This is a genomic window from Streptomyces sp. NPDC053069, from assembly GCF_044546895.1.
In the GTDB taxonomy this organism is placed as follows: Bacteria; Actinomycetota; Actinomycetes; order Streptomycetales; family Streptomycetaceae; genus Streptomyces.
Genome location: NZ_JBITZN010000005.1, coordinates 516482 through 529619, shown reverse-complemented (window position 1 = coordinate 529619; position 13138 = coordinate 516482). Strand labels below are relative to the sequence as shown.

The following is a 13138-nucleotide window of genomic DNA, read 5'->3' as shown; positions in this document are numbered from 1 at the left end:
TGCGCTCCCGCTCCGCGTGAGCGCTGGCGGTTCGCTGCGCTCTCCGCCCAACCTGGCCGCTGCGCGGTCAGGTTGACGCTCCTTCCGCTGCGCTCCAGGAGCGGGCCGCTACGCGGCTCGTCCTGGCAAAGCCAGGACAAGTGCGGCCTGCGCTGCGCTCCGGCCGCAGCGCCTCGCACTAAGTGCGAGGCAACGGGCCACGCTCCGCGCGGCCCTGACGCAGCAGCAAGAGGACGGGGGTGGGGTGGTTCGGTTGAAGCAGCGCACCACCCCCGGCGGGGTGCAGTGAACGCCCCGATCCTCGGGGTGCTTCAAACTGAGTCCTCGGATAGAGACTGGAATGAGGCTCCGCCACCGCTACAATTCAAAAACGGGGAGGCCCCTTTCCGGGGCCTCCCCACAATAGCGGTCTTCGCTATTTCGTGAATGAGTGCAGACGGTCGATCTCTTCGAATCCTGACGACTCGTAGAGAGCTTTGGCGGCGGTCCGGTCCCGGCCGTCACCTGGCGGTGCGTCATCGTCCACGAACAGGATCACCTCGCTGGTGCCCATGCCGTGGAGCACGTCCAGCGCGGTACCGAGGAGGGCGCGGCCGAGTCCCCGCCCGCGCGCGGCGGGCTCAACGCCGATCCACCACAGAACCCCGGTGCCCTGTACGGGCGTTCCGATGGTGGCGTCGGCGAGGGTCTTGCCGTGTTCGGTGACGAGGAGTCGGCGGGTGTCGGGGGTGGCGGGTTCGGTGGCGTAGTGGGTGAGGCGGGGCAGTTCGGGGGCGGGGAGGGTGCGGTGCATGTAGCGCCACAGGCCGGTTCCGGCGTACCCGGCGGCGGTGAGGGCGGCGTGGGTGGCGGGGCGGTGGCGTACCGGGAGGGCTTCCAGACCCAGGGTCAGAGCGGTAGCGAACTGAAAGGCTTCCAGGGGGTGCGGGCCCATCACATGGGCGGCGTGGTCGAGCAGGGCGCGGGCCACGGTCTCGTTCTCGCGGCAGTGCAGCCACAGGATGACGCCGTGGGCGTCCTTGGGGCGCAGCGCGTAGGAGATGACGCCGAGGACGGCTCCGGTGGCGTCTGTGGCCACGGACGTGGCGGGGCGGTCGAGTTCGGCCCACCAGCCGGCATCCACGCCCGAGCGGCCCGCCAGCGCCTCGGTGAGCATGGCCGGGGTGGTGAGGGGCTGTCCGGACAGCCGGTCGGCGTTGATCAGGTCCAGGACTGCCGTCTGGTCGGTCGGGGCGTAGGGGCGCAGGCTCACGCCCAGTACAGGGCTCACGTACACGACCATGCACGGTGCTCCTTTCTGTGTCCAGGAAGCGGGTAGTGGCCTCAGGAAGGCGCCTGGGCGCCTTCCTGAGGCTGTGCGGAGTGAGGGTCAGGCCGTCAGAGTGGCGCCGTGCTCGACGGCCCCTCGCAGCCATTCCTCTCCTTCGCTGGGCGCGTGGAGCGTGCCCGGCACCGCCGAGGACTGATACACGGAGTGGGTGGGCTACACGGCACCAACCCGCAGACCCCGCACGTGGATCGGGCTACTATCGGCGGCCGTAGGCAACGGAGGCGGCCATGGGACCTGAGATCGCCGACCTCGCCAGGACGGCGGGGACAACGGTGGTGACACTGATGGCCGGGCAGGCTTGGGATGCGGCCCGCGAGGGTCTGGTGTCCCTCTGGCGGCGCTTCCAGCCGGAGCGCGCCGAGGCCGTCGCCGGCGCACTGGACGCCGCCCGTGACGACCTGTTGCTCGCGCAGCAGTCGGGCGACGCCGCCACGGAGGCGGAACTGGCCGCCGAGTGGCAGGCAAGGGTGCGTCGCCTGCTGGCCGCCCGTCCCGAGGTCGCCGAGGAACTGCGCCGAATTTTGGCGGAGCTGAACCCGCAGCTCCCGGACCAGCGAGCCTCGGTCGACATCCGGCTGAACGCCGATGTCTCCGGCAGCGGCCGGGTCTACCAGGCCGGACGTGACCAGCACATCACCGAGCGGTGAGCGAACTCGGAGCCCGGGCGTCGGGACAGGGGCGGATCTTTCAGACGACCGGGGACCAGTACGTCCAGGAACATCACCATCACTACAGCGTCGGCGCCGGTCCGCTCTTCGGAGACGGGGCCGGGCCGTCCACCGACGGATCCAGGCCGGCCGCCCCCGACTCCGTCCGGATTCCGCTCGTCGGCCGCCCGCCTAGGCCGCTGCGCGACCGGGCGGAACTCTGCCAGGTGCTGAGCACCGCCGTGGTCGGCCACGGCGGCGAGATTCACGTCGTGCACGGCATGGGCGGCTGCGGCAAGACCGCGCTGGCGTACTGGCTGTTCACCGAGGCCGTGCGCGAACACAGCCGTGTCGGGTTCTGGGTGAACGCCTCCGAGCGGATGTCCCTACGGGCCGGGATGCTGGCAGTGGCCGGGGACCGGGGCGCGTCGAGCGGGGAGCTGGCGGCCGCGGCTGCGGGACAGCGAGCGCCGGCCGACCTGACCTGGTACTACCTTGGCCATTCCGCCGAACCATGGCTGCTGGTCCTCGACAACGCCGACGACCCCACGATCCTTGAGGACGGCGCCTGGCTGCGCGCCAGCGGGCAGGGCACCGTCCTGGTCACCACCCGGCACGCCACGTCCCCGCTGTGGCACGCGCCCGGCACCCACCGCCACTCCCTGAGCGTGCTGCCGCTGGACGACGCCGCCCAGGTCCTGTGCGATCTGGCGCCGGAGGCGGGGGATCTGCGTTCGGCGCGGAAGGTGGCCGCCCGCCTGGACGGCTTGCCGCTCGCGCTCACCCTGGCCGGTTCCCACCTCTCCCGCCAACTCCTGGAGTCGTGGTCCATGGACGAGTACGCGCGCAAACTGGACGAGGAGTCAACGGCCATCGTCGACCGTGGCGCCAGTGGGTACGGCGGAATCCAGTCGCGCCATCTGGTCGGCCGCACTTGGCAGTTGTCCCTTGACGCCCTGGCGAGACAAGGGCTGCCGGAGGCGACGACCGTGTTGCGTCTGCTGTCGTTCCTGGCGGCTGATCCGGTGCCGTTGAGCCTGCTGACGCCGTTGGCCCGAGCGGAGATCGCGGTCGCCGGGCTCGAGCCGGAGCTGGCCCCGGAGCGTCTGGAGGCCGCGCTGCGCGGGCTTCTCGACCATTCGCTGGTCGAGCTGGTCGAGACGGACGGGGTGCGCTGCGTCAAGGCGCACGGGGTGCTGCTGGACAGCGTGGCCTCGGGGGTTTCACACGGGCAGCGCAGAGTCCTCGGTGAGGTGGCCGTACAGCTGCTGGAGGAGGCGCTGCCCGAGCGGGGCACGCAGACGCCCCTGGCGCGCCGCTCACTCGCCCTGCTGGCCCCTCACGGTTCGCGCCTGCTGGAAACAGCACCGGAGGAGCGGTCGGCGGCCCTTGGCGTGCGGCTAGTGCGGCAGGTGTACGAGACAGCGGACTACGGCGTGGCCATGGTGCTCTCACGCGCCGTCGCCGACCGGGCCGGTGCGCTGCTGGGCGAGGACCATCCGGTGGCGCTCGACGCGCGGGACGTGGTGGGCAGGGCCCTGTTCCGCATGGGCCACTACGAGGAGTCGGAGGCAGTGCACCGGCAGGTGCTCGCCCGCCGGGAGGCCTTGCTCGGACCCGACCACCCGGACACCCTGCGCAGCTGTGCCGGCCTGCACCGGCCGCTCGACCTGCTGGACAGGGACGAGGAGGCCGAACATTGGCTTCGCCGCGCGATCGAGGGCATGCGCCGAGTGCTCGGCGAGGATTCTTCCGAGACGCTGTACACCTGGACGTCCCTGCCCGAGGTCTTGTCGCAGCTCGGCAAGGAGCGGGAGTGCGACGCCGAGCTGGCGCTGCTAATCCCGGCGTGCGAACGGGCCTTGCCGGCGGACCACCCCACGCTGGTCATGGCCCGCCAGATGCAGGCCTACGCACTGTGGCAGTTCGGCCGGTTCACCGAGGCGGAGCCCGTGGCACGCCGGGTGCTGGAGGACCGCATGCGCATCCTGGGGCCGGACAACCGTTTCACGTTCGCCGCGCGGGGGCTGCTCGCCGAGATCGTGTACGCGCTGGGCCACCGAGGCGAGGCGATGGACCTGATGAGCCGGGTGGTCGAAGACCACGAACGGGTACTCGGTCCCGAGCACCCGTTCGTCAGCTACTACAGTGCAGCACTGGACCGTTACCGGACAGGACCCGCCGCCTCCTGATCAGTCATGCCGCCCGGCGAGTACAGCTGGATCTGGGCGCCCGCGTCGCGGAGCACGAGGACGAAGATCAGTGAGATCCCCGACCGAGACGGAACAGGCGCGCCGGGCGCTGGCCTCGGCCCTGTAAGGGCCGCATGCGCATACCCCGCGGGCCCGCCGAGAAGATCACTGCGGGCGGGAAGGAGCCGGCACCCACCACCTCGCCGACGTCACTGCCACCCAGTTCCGCGAGCGCTCTCGGCTTCACGCCGAACCGGAGAGATTCGCTCATGCCGCCAGAGCAGTGCCCCTACCGAAGACTTCCTCGAAGCGATGGGCTTGGCGTGTGGTGACCAGAACCCAGGCTCCGCTGGGATGGTGGCGGGTGTGCGTGGTGTAGTGCTGGACCTCGGAAGGGGTAAGAACCGCCAGGTCCCCAAAAACGTAGTACAGCGGCGTTGGGGCATGGGTGGCGGTGAACAGCAGGCCAGCCTTCAACGTGGCGGCGCTGATCGCATAGCGATCCGAGTGCGTGCTGGGCATGCGGTCCTTCGCGTCGACGGTAACCAACTCTCCCTCGCGGGCTGCTATGAGGTCGGGGAAGTAGCGCAGGGCCGAGCCAGTGCGCGCCAGGGCCTGCTGGATCGCAGGTGGGTAAGTGCCCTGCCCGCAACAATGGACCGTCCACCCACGTACCTCCAGTTCAAAGGCGACGCGTTGCTCATGGGCGTCACCAATCTTCTTGCGGTCCTGCCAGCGCGTCACCGTGTCTGCCCCTCCCACCACCTGCGTGATACGAACCATCCTCTTTTCGTGCTACATACGCATGGCTATGATGCCCAACATGGCGGCATACGTAGACCCACGGTTTCGTCCCACACTCTGGCCCGGAACGCCGGTGCCCGTACCGGAGTTGACTCCTCTTGAGACGGCGCAAGTGGATGCCGAGTGGATCGTCTGGCGCCCGCAGCCCCATTCGCGGACCGTCGCCGTGCCGGAAGACTTTTACCTGCGGGAGTTCATGGAAATCGACCCTGAGGACCTCAACACCATCGCGGCCATGATGCGCGCCTACGGCCACCTCGGCGGCCGCATCGAGACCGGCAGCTGGGACGTCGATGTCTACGAGCATCTCAAGGAGCTCGACGAGCGCGAACACCCAACCAGCGGGCCGTACTCCCTGCACGGCGAACTGGCCACGCTCTTCGTCACAGAGGCGCAGACGGCCATCGCCACCTGGCTGGCCCTACGGCGCGAGGGCGGACTCGACGCACTCATCCAGCCTGAGGTCTGTGAGGAACAGCTGGCACAGTGGCGCGCCAACAACACACACCTGGAGGAGGTCTGGCCACGCGACCTAGACCATCTGCGCGCACTTCTCGCGGAGTTCAGGATCCTCCACTTGGAGGGTGAGCTGAACGGTGCACTGAAGCGATTCAGCATCGGCACCGGCAGCCTGGAAGACCGCTACCCGACCATTCTCTCCGTGGCATTCCTCCAGCTGTACAACCACCTCGCCGAAGACGCCACGATCCGCGAGTGCGCCAACGAAACGTGCCGCCGACCCTTCGTTCGCCAGCGCGGCCGCGCCGAGTACGGACAGAACCGCACCAGCGGGATCAAATACTGCACCCGCGAATGCGCCCGCGCCCAGGCCCAGCGCGAACACCGCCGACGCCGCAAGCAAGCAGCCCCCAACCAGGCCACCCCCTAATCTCCCATCTGCCCGCCGCGCTCTCGGCTGCCCCAGGAACCAAAGGACCCAACCGTGACGAGGACTCTCCGCGCTCACCAGCGGGAGGCTGTTGACGCCGCGCTCCGCGCACTCGAGCTGCCCTCACACCACACCGTCCCCGAACGCGGGCTCCGGACTCAGGTGATCATGGCAACCGGGACAGGCAAGACCCTCGTCGCCGCGCGTAGCGCGGAGGAGCTGCACGCGGGCCGTGTCCTGGTGCTCGTGCCCTCGCTGGACCTGCTCACCCAGACCGAGGCCGCGTGGCGCGATGGCGGCCGCACAGGCCCGATGATCGGAGTCTCGTCCCTGCGCGGAGACGAGGCCGGCTTTCCCAACACCACGGACGTGGGCGAGCTGGTCGACTGGGTGCGGCCGTTCGACAAGGTCACGGTGTTCGCCACGTACGCCTCGCTCGGGCTCGGCACGCTCGAGCGCGCCCACACCGCCGGCCTGCCGGGCTGGGACCTGATCGTGATCGACGAAGCACACCGGACCTCCGGCCGGATCGGCAAACCCTGGGCCGTCGTCCACGACAACACCCGCATCCCCGCCCTGCGCCGCCTCTACATGACCGCCACCCCGAGGTTGTGGCAGTTGGACGACGACGCCGACCAGGGCGTGCCGGGCGAGCTGGTGGCGAGCATGGAAGACGACCCACAGGGGCCGTTCGGGGCTCGCTGCTACACGCTGACGCTGTCGGAGGCGATCGACCGGGGGATCTGCGCGCCGTACCAGGTCGTGTGCCTGGACATCACCGACACCCACCTCCGGGCCGCCCAGCTCCTGGGCGCTGAAGCGCGCTCGGACGAGGTCCGCGGGGCCCGGCTCGCCGCGCTCCAGACGGCGCTGCTCAAGGCGTCGGCGGAGGAGAACTTCCGGCGCACGCTCGTCTTCCACCACGTCGTCAAGGAAGCCGAGGCGTTCGCGGCCGGCCTCCCCCACGTCGCCGGCCGGCTGCACGCCGCCGACCCCGAGCTGTACCCGAAGACGATCTGGGCCAACTGGCTGTGCGGCGAGCACAAGCCGGGCCATCGACGGCGGGTCCTCGGGGAGTTCGCGGCCGGGATCGCCACGGACGGCACGGTCGTGGAGAAGGGCTTCCTGGGATCGGTGCGGGTGCTCGGCGAGGGCGTCGACATCCGCAACTGTGACAGCGTCTACTGGGCGGACGTGCGCGGTTCCATGCCGGATCTGGTCCAGGCGGTGGGCCGGGCGCTGCGGATGCAGCCCGGTGAGGGAAAGGTCGCCTCCCTCGTGGTGCCGGTCCTGCTCGGGCCCGGGGAGACTGTCGACAGCATGCTGACCTCGCGGGCCTTCGGCGGCCTGGCCAAGCTGCTGGAAGCGCTCAGGGCACACGACACCCGGGTCGTGGAAGCTCTGGCGCAGCCCCAGGCGCCAAGCCGTGCCAGAGGCGTACAGAGCCGCAGTGGGGCGGAGGAGGAGGGAGCGGGCAGCGACCGAAGCGACCGACTCTCGGTGCCCGCTCGGGAACTATTGAAGTTCTCCATCCCCCGCGACCCCACGCAGCTGGCCGCCTTCATCAACCTCCGCGTGCTCAACCCCGAACACGCCCACTGGCGACGCGGCATCGAAGCCGCAGTCATCTACCACCGGCTCCACGGCGACCTGCGCGTGCCCTTCACCTACCGCGTTCCCACCGCGGGCAGCGACGACCAGGAGCAAGAGGCGGAGAACGGCGAGGGGTGGCCGGCCACGCTCGCCGGTTTCCCGCTTGGGCAGTGGATCGCCGACGCCAGGAGGTTCTACGCCCGCGGCGACATGGACACCGACCGCATCGCGCAGCTTGAGAGGCTCGGTATGGTGTGGTCACAGTACGACGTCGCGTGGGAAGAAGGACTCGCCGCCGCCCGAGGCTGGGCCGAGGCGAACGGGCACCTGCTCGCCCCGCTGGGCGCCGCCCACCAGGGCTACAAGGTGGGCATCTGGCTGAAGAACGCCAGGGTCGCCGCCCGCAAGGCGCAGGAGATCGAGCAGTGGCGTGCCCAAGGTGTGCCGGTCGGCTCGGCGGCCGGCGCGCTGTCACAGGAGCGGCGCGAGCAGCTCGAGGACATCGATCCGTCGTGGTGCCCGAGCTGGGCGGTGGAGTGGCAACGCTGCTTCCACCTCGTCCGGCAGCATCTCCAGGCCGGCGGCCAGCTGCCCACGTCGCCGGGCATGGTCGTGCACCAAGGCGAAGACCTCGGACGGTGGGTACGGGCACAGCGGCTCGGCTGGGACAAGCTCACCACCGTGCAGCAGTGGATGCTGGAGCACATCCTCGGGATCAAGCCCGCCACCGAGGACGAGAAACCCAAGCCACGGCGCAGCCAGGCCGACAAATGGGCCCTCAACTACACGGCCGCCAAGCAGTTCTATGAGCGCGAGGGGCACCTGCGGGTGCCGAGGAAGCACGTAGAGACGATCGTCGTCGGCGACGGAAAGGACTGTAGCGGCCAGGACCAGGAGGAATGGCAGATCCGGCTTGGTGCATTTATCGGCAACCAACGCAGCAGAGCCGCCACGCTGTCGCCAGAGCGAGTAGAACAGCTCTCCGCCATCGGCATGCGCTGGACCTAACGGCGTCGGGGGGACGCATCGGTCTTCGGTGCAGGCCGCCCTCGTGCGCGGTCGGTATTGTTACAGCAGGTCGGAGAGGTGTCAGGTCGTCGCGTGAGCCCAGTGGGAGGTTCAGGCTGGATGCGCCGCTCGTCGGCCCGGTCAGGCCGTGCGAGCCCTGCGCGATGTGGCTGATCCTCACTCTGTACGGCCGACAGAGCGCGCTCGTGACGCATCCGCCGGGCCTTCCCTCCAGCGGGTTGGAGGGGGCATGTACAGCACCCGGTTGGTCAGACGGTGTGCGTCCTACCTGGTCCTGCGGTATCGGTTTCACCGCCCTGGCGCGGTAGGTGGCGTGCGCCTGTGAACGTGCTTCCGTGGCGGGCCCTATGGGCAATCTCAATTCGATTGCCTGTCGTTCGTAGTCTCTGGAGAGAAATGGCAGATCCGAACGCGACACAACCCGCGACCGCCGAGGCCGAGTCTTCGACTGCCGGCGGCGGCAGTGCCGAGGAACTGACGCCGCGGGAGGAACGGCTCCACAAGGCCGCCCAGGACTTCTCCCTGGAACGCTACAAGTACATCCTCCAGCAGATCCACGCCGTCAATGAGAACGTCTACAAGTTCCTCGCCATCTACCAGGCGCTCGCCACCACCGCGGTCGGTGCGGCAGTGGCCCTGTTCGTCAGCTACCGGCAGTGGGGCATGGCGCCGGAGGTGGCACGTACGGGAGTGATCGGCCTTCTGTTACTCGAAACGGTCGTAGCGGTCTTCACCGAAATCCTGATCTTCATCGGCATACTGAACTGGCTCGACTACCGCAGCGAGGAATGCGAGCTGACCGATCGCGCCGTCCATCCGGGATTCCGGAAGCAACCACGCCCGGGTAACTTCTTTCGCTGGTATGAGACCTACATCATGGCGTTCATCGTGGTGTCGACCCTCTTCATGTGGACGTACGCCGTGGTGTTTATGCTTCCGATGATCAGGTGACCCCAGTGGTCCGGCTGTTCATGCCGAGAGGAGTGCAACCGATGGATGAGACGGTCGCCGTCGCCGGGCGCGACTTCATCGGTGTCGGAGTCGGCGCCCTGGTCTTCGACGACGCAGGACGCGTCTTCATGGCACAGCGCGGTCGCCGAGCCAGGAACGAGGCCGGATCGTGGGAGTTCCCCGGCGGATCCGTCACGTTCGGCGAGCGGCTCCAGGACGCGGTGTGCCGCGAGTTCTTCGAGGAGTACGGGATCCGCATCGAAGTGACAGGCTTTCTTGGCATGTTCGATCACATCCTGCCGCGGGAGAGCCAGCACTGGGTATCGGGCACGTATCTCGGCCACCACCTGTCCGGTTCTCCCTTCATCCGCGAGCCCGACAAATGCGACGCCATCGGGTGGTTCGACCTGAACGGGCTCCCCGAACCGCTCTCTGAGATCACCCGCCTCAATCTGGAGGCGTACGAACGCATGGGGCATGACGGCCACCGATGACTTGCATCGGTGCCTTCCCAGGTGACGCAGCTGTGCGGATGCCGGGGCAAGGCGGGCCGTCGCCCACCTGTATGACCGGCGGCCGGGACGGCAAGGACCAGGAGGAGGGGGAGCTCCGGCTCGATGCATGGATCGGCAACCAGCGCAGCAGAGCCGCCACGCTGTCGCCAGAGCGAGTAGAGCAGCTCTCCAGCATCGGCATGCGCTGGACCTAACCAGACGCGTAGCCGCGGCGACCGTGAAAGCGTACACATCGCGTACGAGCCCATCGCTTGAGTGTGCGGGTCGGGCGGCGGACGGCTGCTGTCAAGCACCCCCGGCTCAGCTGCCGACGCCACTCGCTCTCCCAGCCATTCCACGCCGACGCCCCTCTCGGCGGCCTGGGCGCTGCCGACGCGGCCGCCACCGGTCCTCCCCGCCCCTCATCCGCCGGAGAGCACCCGCCGCCGTCCCCGGGCCACCCGCTTGGACGTCCTCGCCCTGTTCGACGACGGGACCCTCGGCCGACCCGAGATGACCATCGCGGTAGATGTCGCCACGCGCGCGATCCTGGCCGCCGTACTGTGTCCGGGCGGCACGCAGGCCGTGGACGCAGCCCTGCTCCTGGCCGAGATGGCCGTGCCCCACCCCGCCCGCCCCACCTGGCCCGACGTCCTGCGCTTCGCCCACACCCAACTGCCCGCCCACAAGCGGCTGCTGAGCCTGGACGAACGCCTCGAGCAAGCGGCCGCCCGCCCCGTCGTCCCTGAGACGATCATCGTCGACCGGGGCAAAGTCTTCCTGTCCCACACGTTCACCGCCGCGTGCGAAGCCCTCGTGTCAGCGTGCAGCCCGCCCCGCCCTACTCCCCCACCGCCAAAGGCATCGTCGAGCGCACCTTCGGCTCGATCAATTCGCTGTTCTGCCAGCACCTGCCCGGCTACACGGCTCCGACATCATCCGCCGCGGCCGCGACGCCGAACGCGAAGCGTGTTTCACCGTCGCGCAGCTGCAGGATCTCCTCGACGAATGGCTCGTCCACTACCGCCCCCACGAAGGGCTGCGCCATCCTGTCCTGTCTAAGGCTGCGCTGACGCCGAACCAGATGTGAGCCGCCCTCGTCTCGGTCGCCGGCTACGTGCCCGTGCCCTTGGCCCAAGACGACTACCTGGAACTGCTGCCGGTGCGCTGGCAGGCGATCACCGAACGCGGCATCCGCCTGAACCACCGCACCTACGACTGCGACCTGCTGGGCCCATACCGCGGCCAGCCCTCCCCCATCACCTCGCGCGGCGGCAAGTGGGAAGTCCACACCAACCCCCACGACATCCGCCAGATCTGGTGCGCCTGCCCGACGGAGACTGGCCGAGATCCCGTGGATCCACCGCGCCCACGTCCACCGGCCCTTCGACGAACAGACGTGGCAGCACGTCCGCACCACCCTCACCCACCACACCGACCCCGACAGCCGTGAGGCCGACCTCGCCGACGCCCTCGGCCAGCTCATGCGCCGCGCCCGCACCGGCCACGCCACCAAGGCCGAACACCGCCTGATCACCCGCACCACACTGCCAGGACACCCCTGCCCCCACCACGCGTCGCACCCGGCCGTACCGAGCAGGAACCACCAACGCCCTCGCCGGCACCCGCGGCGGACACCGACAGCCTCGACCATCTCGACGACACCCCCGACGAGCCACACATCCTGGACCAGGACGCTGAAGAAGGCGACGCCAGCCTGCCCGCCATCCCCTACACAGGCCTCGGGCTCTACGACGCGCAGGCGCAGGCCCTGCAGTGGTGAACAACCACCCGCCCACCAGGGACAGCCACGACCACCCCCTCACCGCCGACACAGCAGACCCAGCAGCGCAGTCCTGGCCAGTGACCACCTGGCAGGGCTGGCAGCACTCGCTACCACCGACCCGCCCGCCCCACCAACAGCCCGCAGGCCCGCCCCGCAGCCGCGAAGAACGCCTCGCCTACCACTCCGCGTTCGTCACCGTGCGCACCCCCGTCATCAACCAGCTCACCACCCAGGTCCGCACCCTGATGATCCTCGGCCGCCACCAGCAGACCACCGCCAGACCCTCACTGATCGTCACCGGACCCGCCGCAGCCGGCAAAACGACCGCACTCCTGAACGTCGGACGCACCTGCCACCTCGCCCACACCCGCAAAAACCCGCCCCCACCCGGAACGGCATACCCCGCCGTACCCGTCGCCTGCGTCCTCGTCCCGCCCGGCGCCACCGCCAAGACCCTCACCACCGCGTTCGCCCGCTACCTCGGCATCCCCACGACCACCCGCATGACCCAGGCCCAGATCACCGACGCCGTCTGCCACACCTACAACACCGCCGGCGTCCAACTCGTCCTCATAGACGAAATCCACCGCCTCAACCCCCGCACCACCGGCGCCCAGGCCGCCGACCTCCTCAAAGACCTCACCGAACGCATCCACGCGACCTTCGTCTACGCCGGCATCGACGTCACCACCACCCCCCTGTTCAGCGGAGTACGCGGCGCCCAACTCGCCGGACGCGCCACCCTCATCACCTGCGGCCCCCTCCCCGCCCGCCACGGCACCCGCGAACCCTTCCGCGAGGTCATCACCGACCTCGAAAACGCTCTCGGCCTCACCTCACACCGCCCCGGCACCCTCCCCCGACACGCCACCTACCTCCACCAACGCACCGCCGGCCGCATCGGAAGCCTCACCCGACTCATCCGCCAAACAGCCATCACCGCCATCCACGACGGAACCGAAAAAATCACCAAGCAAACACTCGACGCAGTACAACTCGACCACCTCGCCGAACAACACCGCCGCCCCCGCAGCAACACCGCCCGCCGCAACGCTGTTCAGGCCACATCCCTGCCGTCAAGCCAAGCCTGACAAGGGATACCGATGCTGACATCCGCCAGGCAGTACCCGACACCAACGCAAGAGGGAACAGCAGCCGGACCCGGTACCAAACTACAGGGCACGCAACACCCCCACTGACCAGGTAAAACACACCTGACCAGGCAAAACGCCAGCCAAGCCTTTAGACGCAGAAGCCACCCACAACACCCCGGGCGTTCCCACTGAAACCCACACAGACCCCAGGTCAAAGAAGACCACAACCACCAAACCCAGTTATCAACCCATCCCCAACACACCAGCTCACACCCCACCCCACACACCAACCACCCCCACCTCAGCGACATCTCCAGGTCGTCGCCGAA

General features: G+C 68.9%; 12 protein-coding genes. 9 read left to right on the top strand and 3 right to left on the bottom strand.

Going from position 1 to position 13138, the window contains the following annotated elements:
- Positions 1-415: 415 nt before the first annotated feature.
- A complete protein-coding gene (locus ACIGXP_RS15160) occupies positions 416-1282 on the bottom strand; it encodes a GNAT family N-acetyltransferase (RefSeq protein ID WP_399768388.1) in 867 nt (288 codons plus the stop codon).
- 275 nt (positions 1283-1557) lie between these two features.
- Between ACIGXP_RS15160 and ACIGXP_RS15155 the strand changes: the two genes are divergently transcribed.
- Both ACIGXP_RS15155 and ACIGXP_RS15150 read left to right on the top strand, forming a co-directional pair.
- Entirely contained in the window at positions 1558-1977 is a 420-nt protein-coding gene (locus ACIGXP_RS15155; protein ID WP_399768386.1) for a hypothetical protein, read from the top strand.
- Positions 1974-4169: a tetratricopeptide repeat protein gene (locus tag ACIGXP_RS15150; RefSeq protein WP_399768384.1), complete on the top strand. Its 2196-nt coding sequence runs from the start codon at positions 1974-1976 to the stop codon at positions 4167-4169. The genes ACIGXP_RS15155 and ACIGXP_RS15150 overlap by 4 nt, the downstream gene beginning before the upstream one ends.
- A gap of 267 nt (positions 4170-4436) precedes the next feature.
- Here ACIGXP_RS15150 and ACIGXP_RS15145 read toward each other — a convergent pair whose 3' ends face one another.
- Positions 4437-4952, bottom strand: a complete 516-nt coding sequence (locus ACIGXP_RS15145; protein ID WP_399768383.1) for a hypothetical protein — start codon at positions 4950-4952, stop codon at positions 4437-4439.
- A 40-nt stretch (positions 4953-4992) separates the two neighbouring features.
- Here ACIGXP_RS15145 and ACIGXP_RS15140 point away from each other — a divergent pair, with 40 nt between their 5' ends.
- From ACIGXP_RS15140 to ACIGXP_RS15120, 5 genes are all read left to right on the top strand, one after another.
- Positions 4993-5862, top strand: coding sequence for a hypothetical protein (locus tag ACIGXP_RS15140; RefSeq protein WP_399768381.1), 870 nt, complete (start codon positions 4993-4995; stop codon positions 5860-5862).
- A gap of 54 nt (positions 5863-5916) precedes the next feature.
- Positions 5917-8463, top strand: a complete 2547-nt coding sequence (locus tag ACIGXP_RS15135) for a Helicase associated domain protein (RefSeq protein WP_399768379.1) — start codon at positions 5917-5919, stop codon at positions 8461-8463.
- 417 nt (positions 8464-8880) lie between these two features.
- A complete protein-coding gene (locus ACIGXP_RS15130) occupies positions 8881-9435 on the top strand; it encodes a hypothetical protein (RefSeq protein ID WP_399768377.1) in 555 nt (184 codons plus the stop codon).
- A complete protein-coding gene (locus ACIGXP_RS15125) occupies positions 9393-9929 on the top strand; it encodes an NUDIX domain-containing protein (protein WP_399768375.1) in 537 nt (178 codons plus the stop codon). Before ACIGXP_RS15130 ends, ACIGXP_RS15125 begins: the two co-directional genes overlap by 43 nt.
- Positions 9926-10144, top strand: a complete 219-nt coding sequence (locus ACIGXP_RS15120) for a helicase associated domain-containing protein (protein WP_399768373.1) — start codon at positions 9926-9928, stop codon at positions 10142-10144. The genes ACIGXP_RS15125 and ACIGXP_RS15120 overlap by 4 nt, the downstream gene beginning before the upstream one ends.
- 704 nt (positions 10145-10848) lie before the next feature.
- Here ACIGXP_RS15120 and ACIGXP_RS15115 read toward each other — a convergent pair.
- Positions 10849-10977, bottom strand: coding sequence for a hypothetical protein (locus ACIGXP_RS15115; protein ID WP_399768371.1), 129 nt, complete (start codon positions 10975-10977; stop codon positions 10849-10851).
- Positions 10978-11046: 69 nt separating this feature from the next.
- Between ACIGXP_RS15115 and ACIGXP_RS15110 the strand changes: the two genes are divergently transcribed.
- Both ACIGXP_RS15110 and ACIGXP_RS15105 read left to right on the top strand, forming a co-directional pair.
- Positions 11047-11382: a Mu transposase C-terminal domain-containing protein gene (locus ACIGXP_RS15110; RefSeq protein ID WP_399768369.1), complete on the top strand. Its 336-nt coding sequence runs from the start codon at positions 11047-11049 to the stop codon at positions 11380-11382.
- A 410-nt stretch (positions 11383-11792) separates the two neighbouring features.
- Positions 11793-12806, top strand: coding sequence for a TniB family NTP-binding protein (locus tag ACIGXP_RS15105; RefSeq protein ID WP_399768367.1), 1014 nt, complete (start codon positions 11793-11795; stop codon positions 12804-12806).
- Positions 12807-13138: the final 332 nt, after the last annotated feature.

Coding starts and splice junctions, on each gene's coding strand:
- ACIGXP_RS15115 (WP_399768371.1), bottom strand. CDS start 10,977: ATGGCGCAGCCCTTCGTGGGGGCGGTAGTGGACGAGCCATTCGTCGAG.
- ACIGXP_RS15140 (WP_399768381.1), top strand. CDS start 4,993: ATGGCGGCATACGTAGACCCACGGTTTCGTCCCACACTCTGGCCCGGA.
- ACIGXP_RS15130 (WP_399768377.1), top strand. CDS start 8,881: ATGGCAGATCCGAACGCGACACAACCCGCGACCGCCGAGGCCGAGTCT.
- ACIGXP_RS15145 (WP_399768383.1), bottom strand. CDS start 4,952: ATGGTTCGTATCACGCAGGTGGTGGGAGGGGCAGACACGGTGACGCGC.
- ACIGXP_RS15155 (WP_399768386.1), top strand. CDS start 1,558: ATGGGACCTGAGATCGCCGACCTCGCCAGGACGGCGGGGACAACGGTG.
- ACIGXP_RS15120 (WP_399768373.1), top strand. CDS start 9,926: ATGACTTGCATCGGTGCCTTCCCAGGTGACGCAGCTGTGCGGATGCCG.
- ACIGXP_RS15160 (WP_399768388.1), bottom strand. CDS start 1,282: ATGGTCGTGTACGTGAGCCCTGTACTGGGCGTGAGCCTGCGCCCCTAC.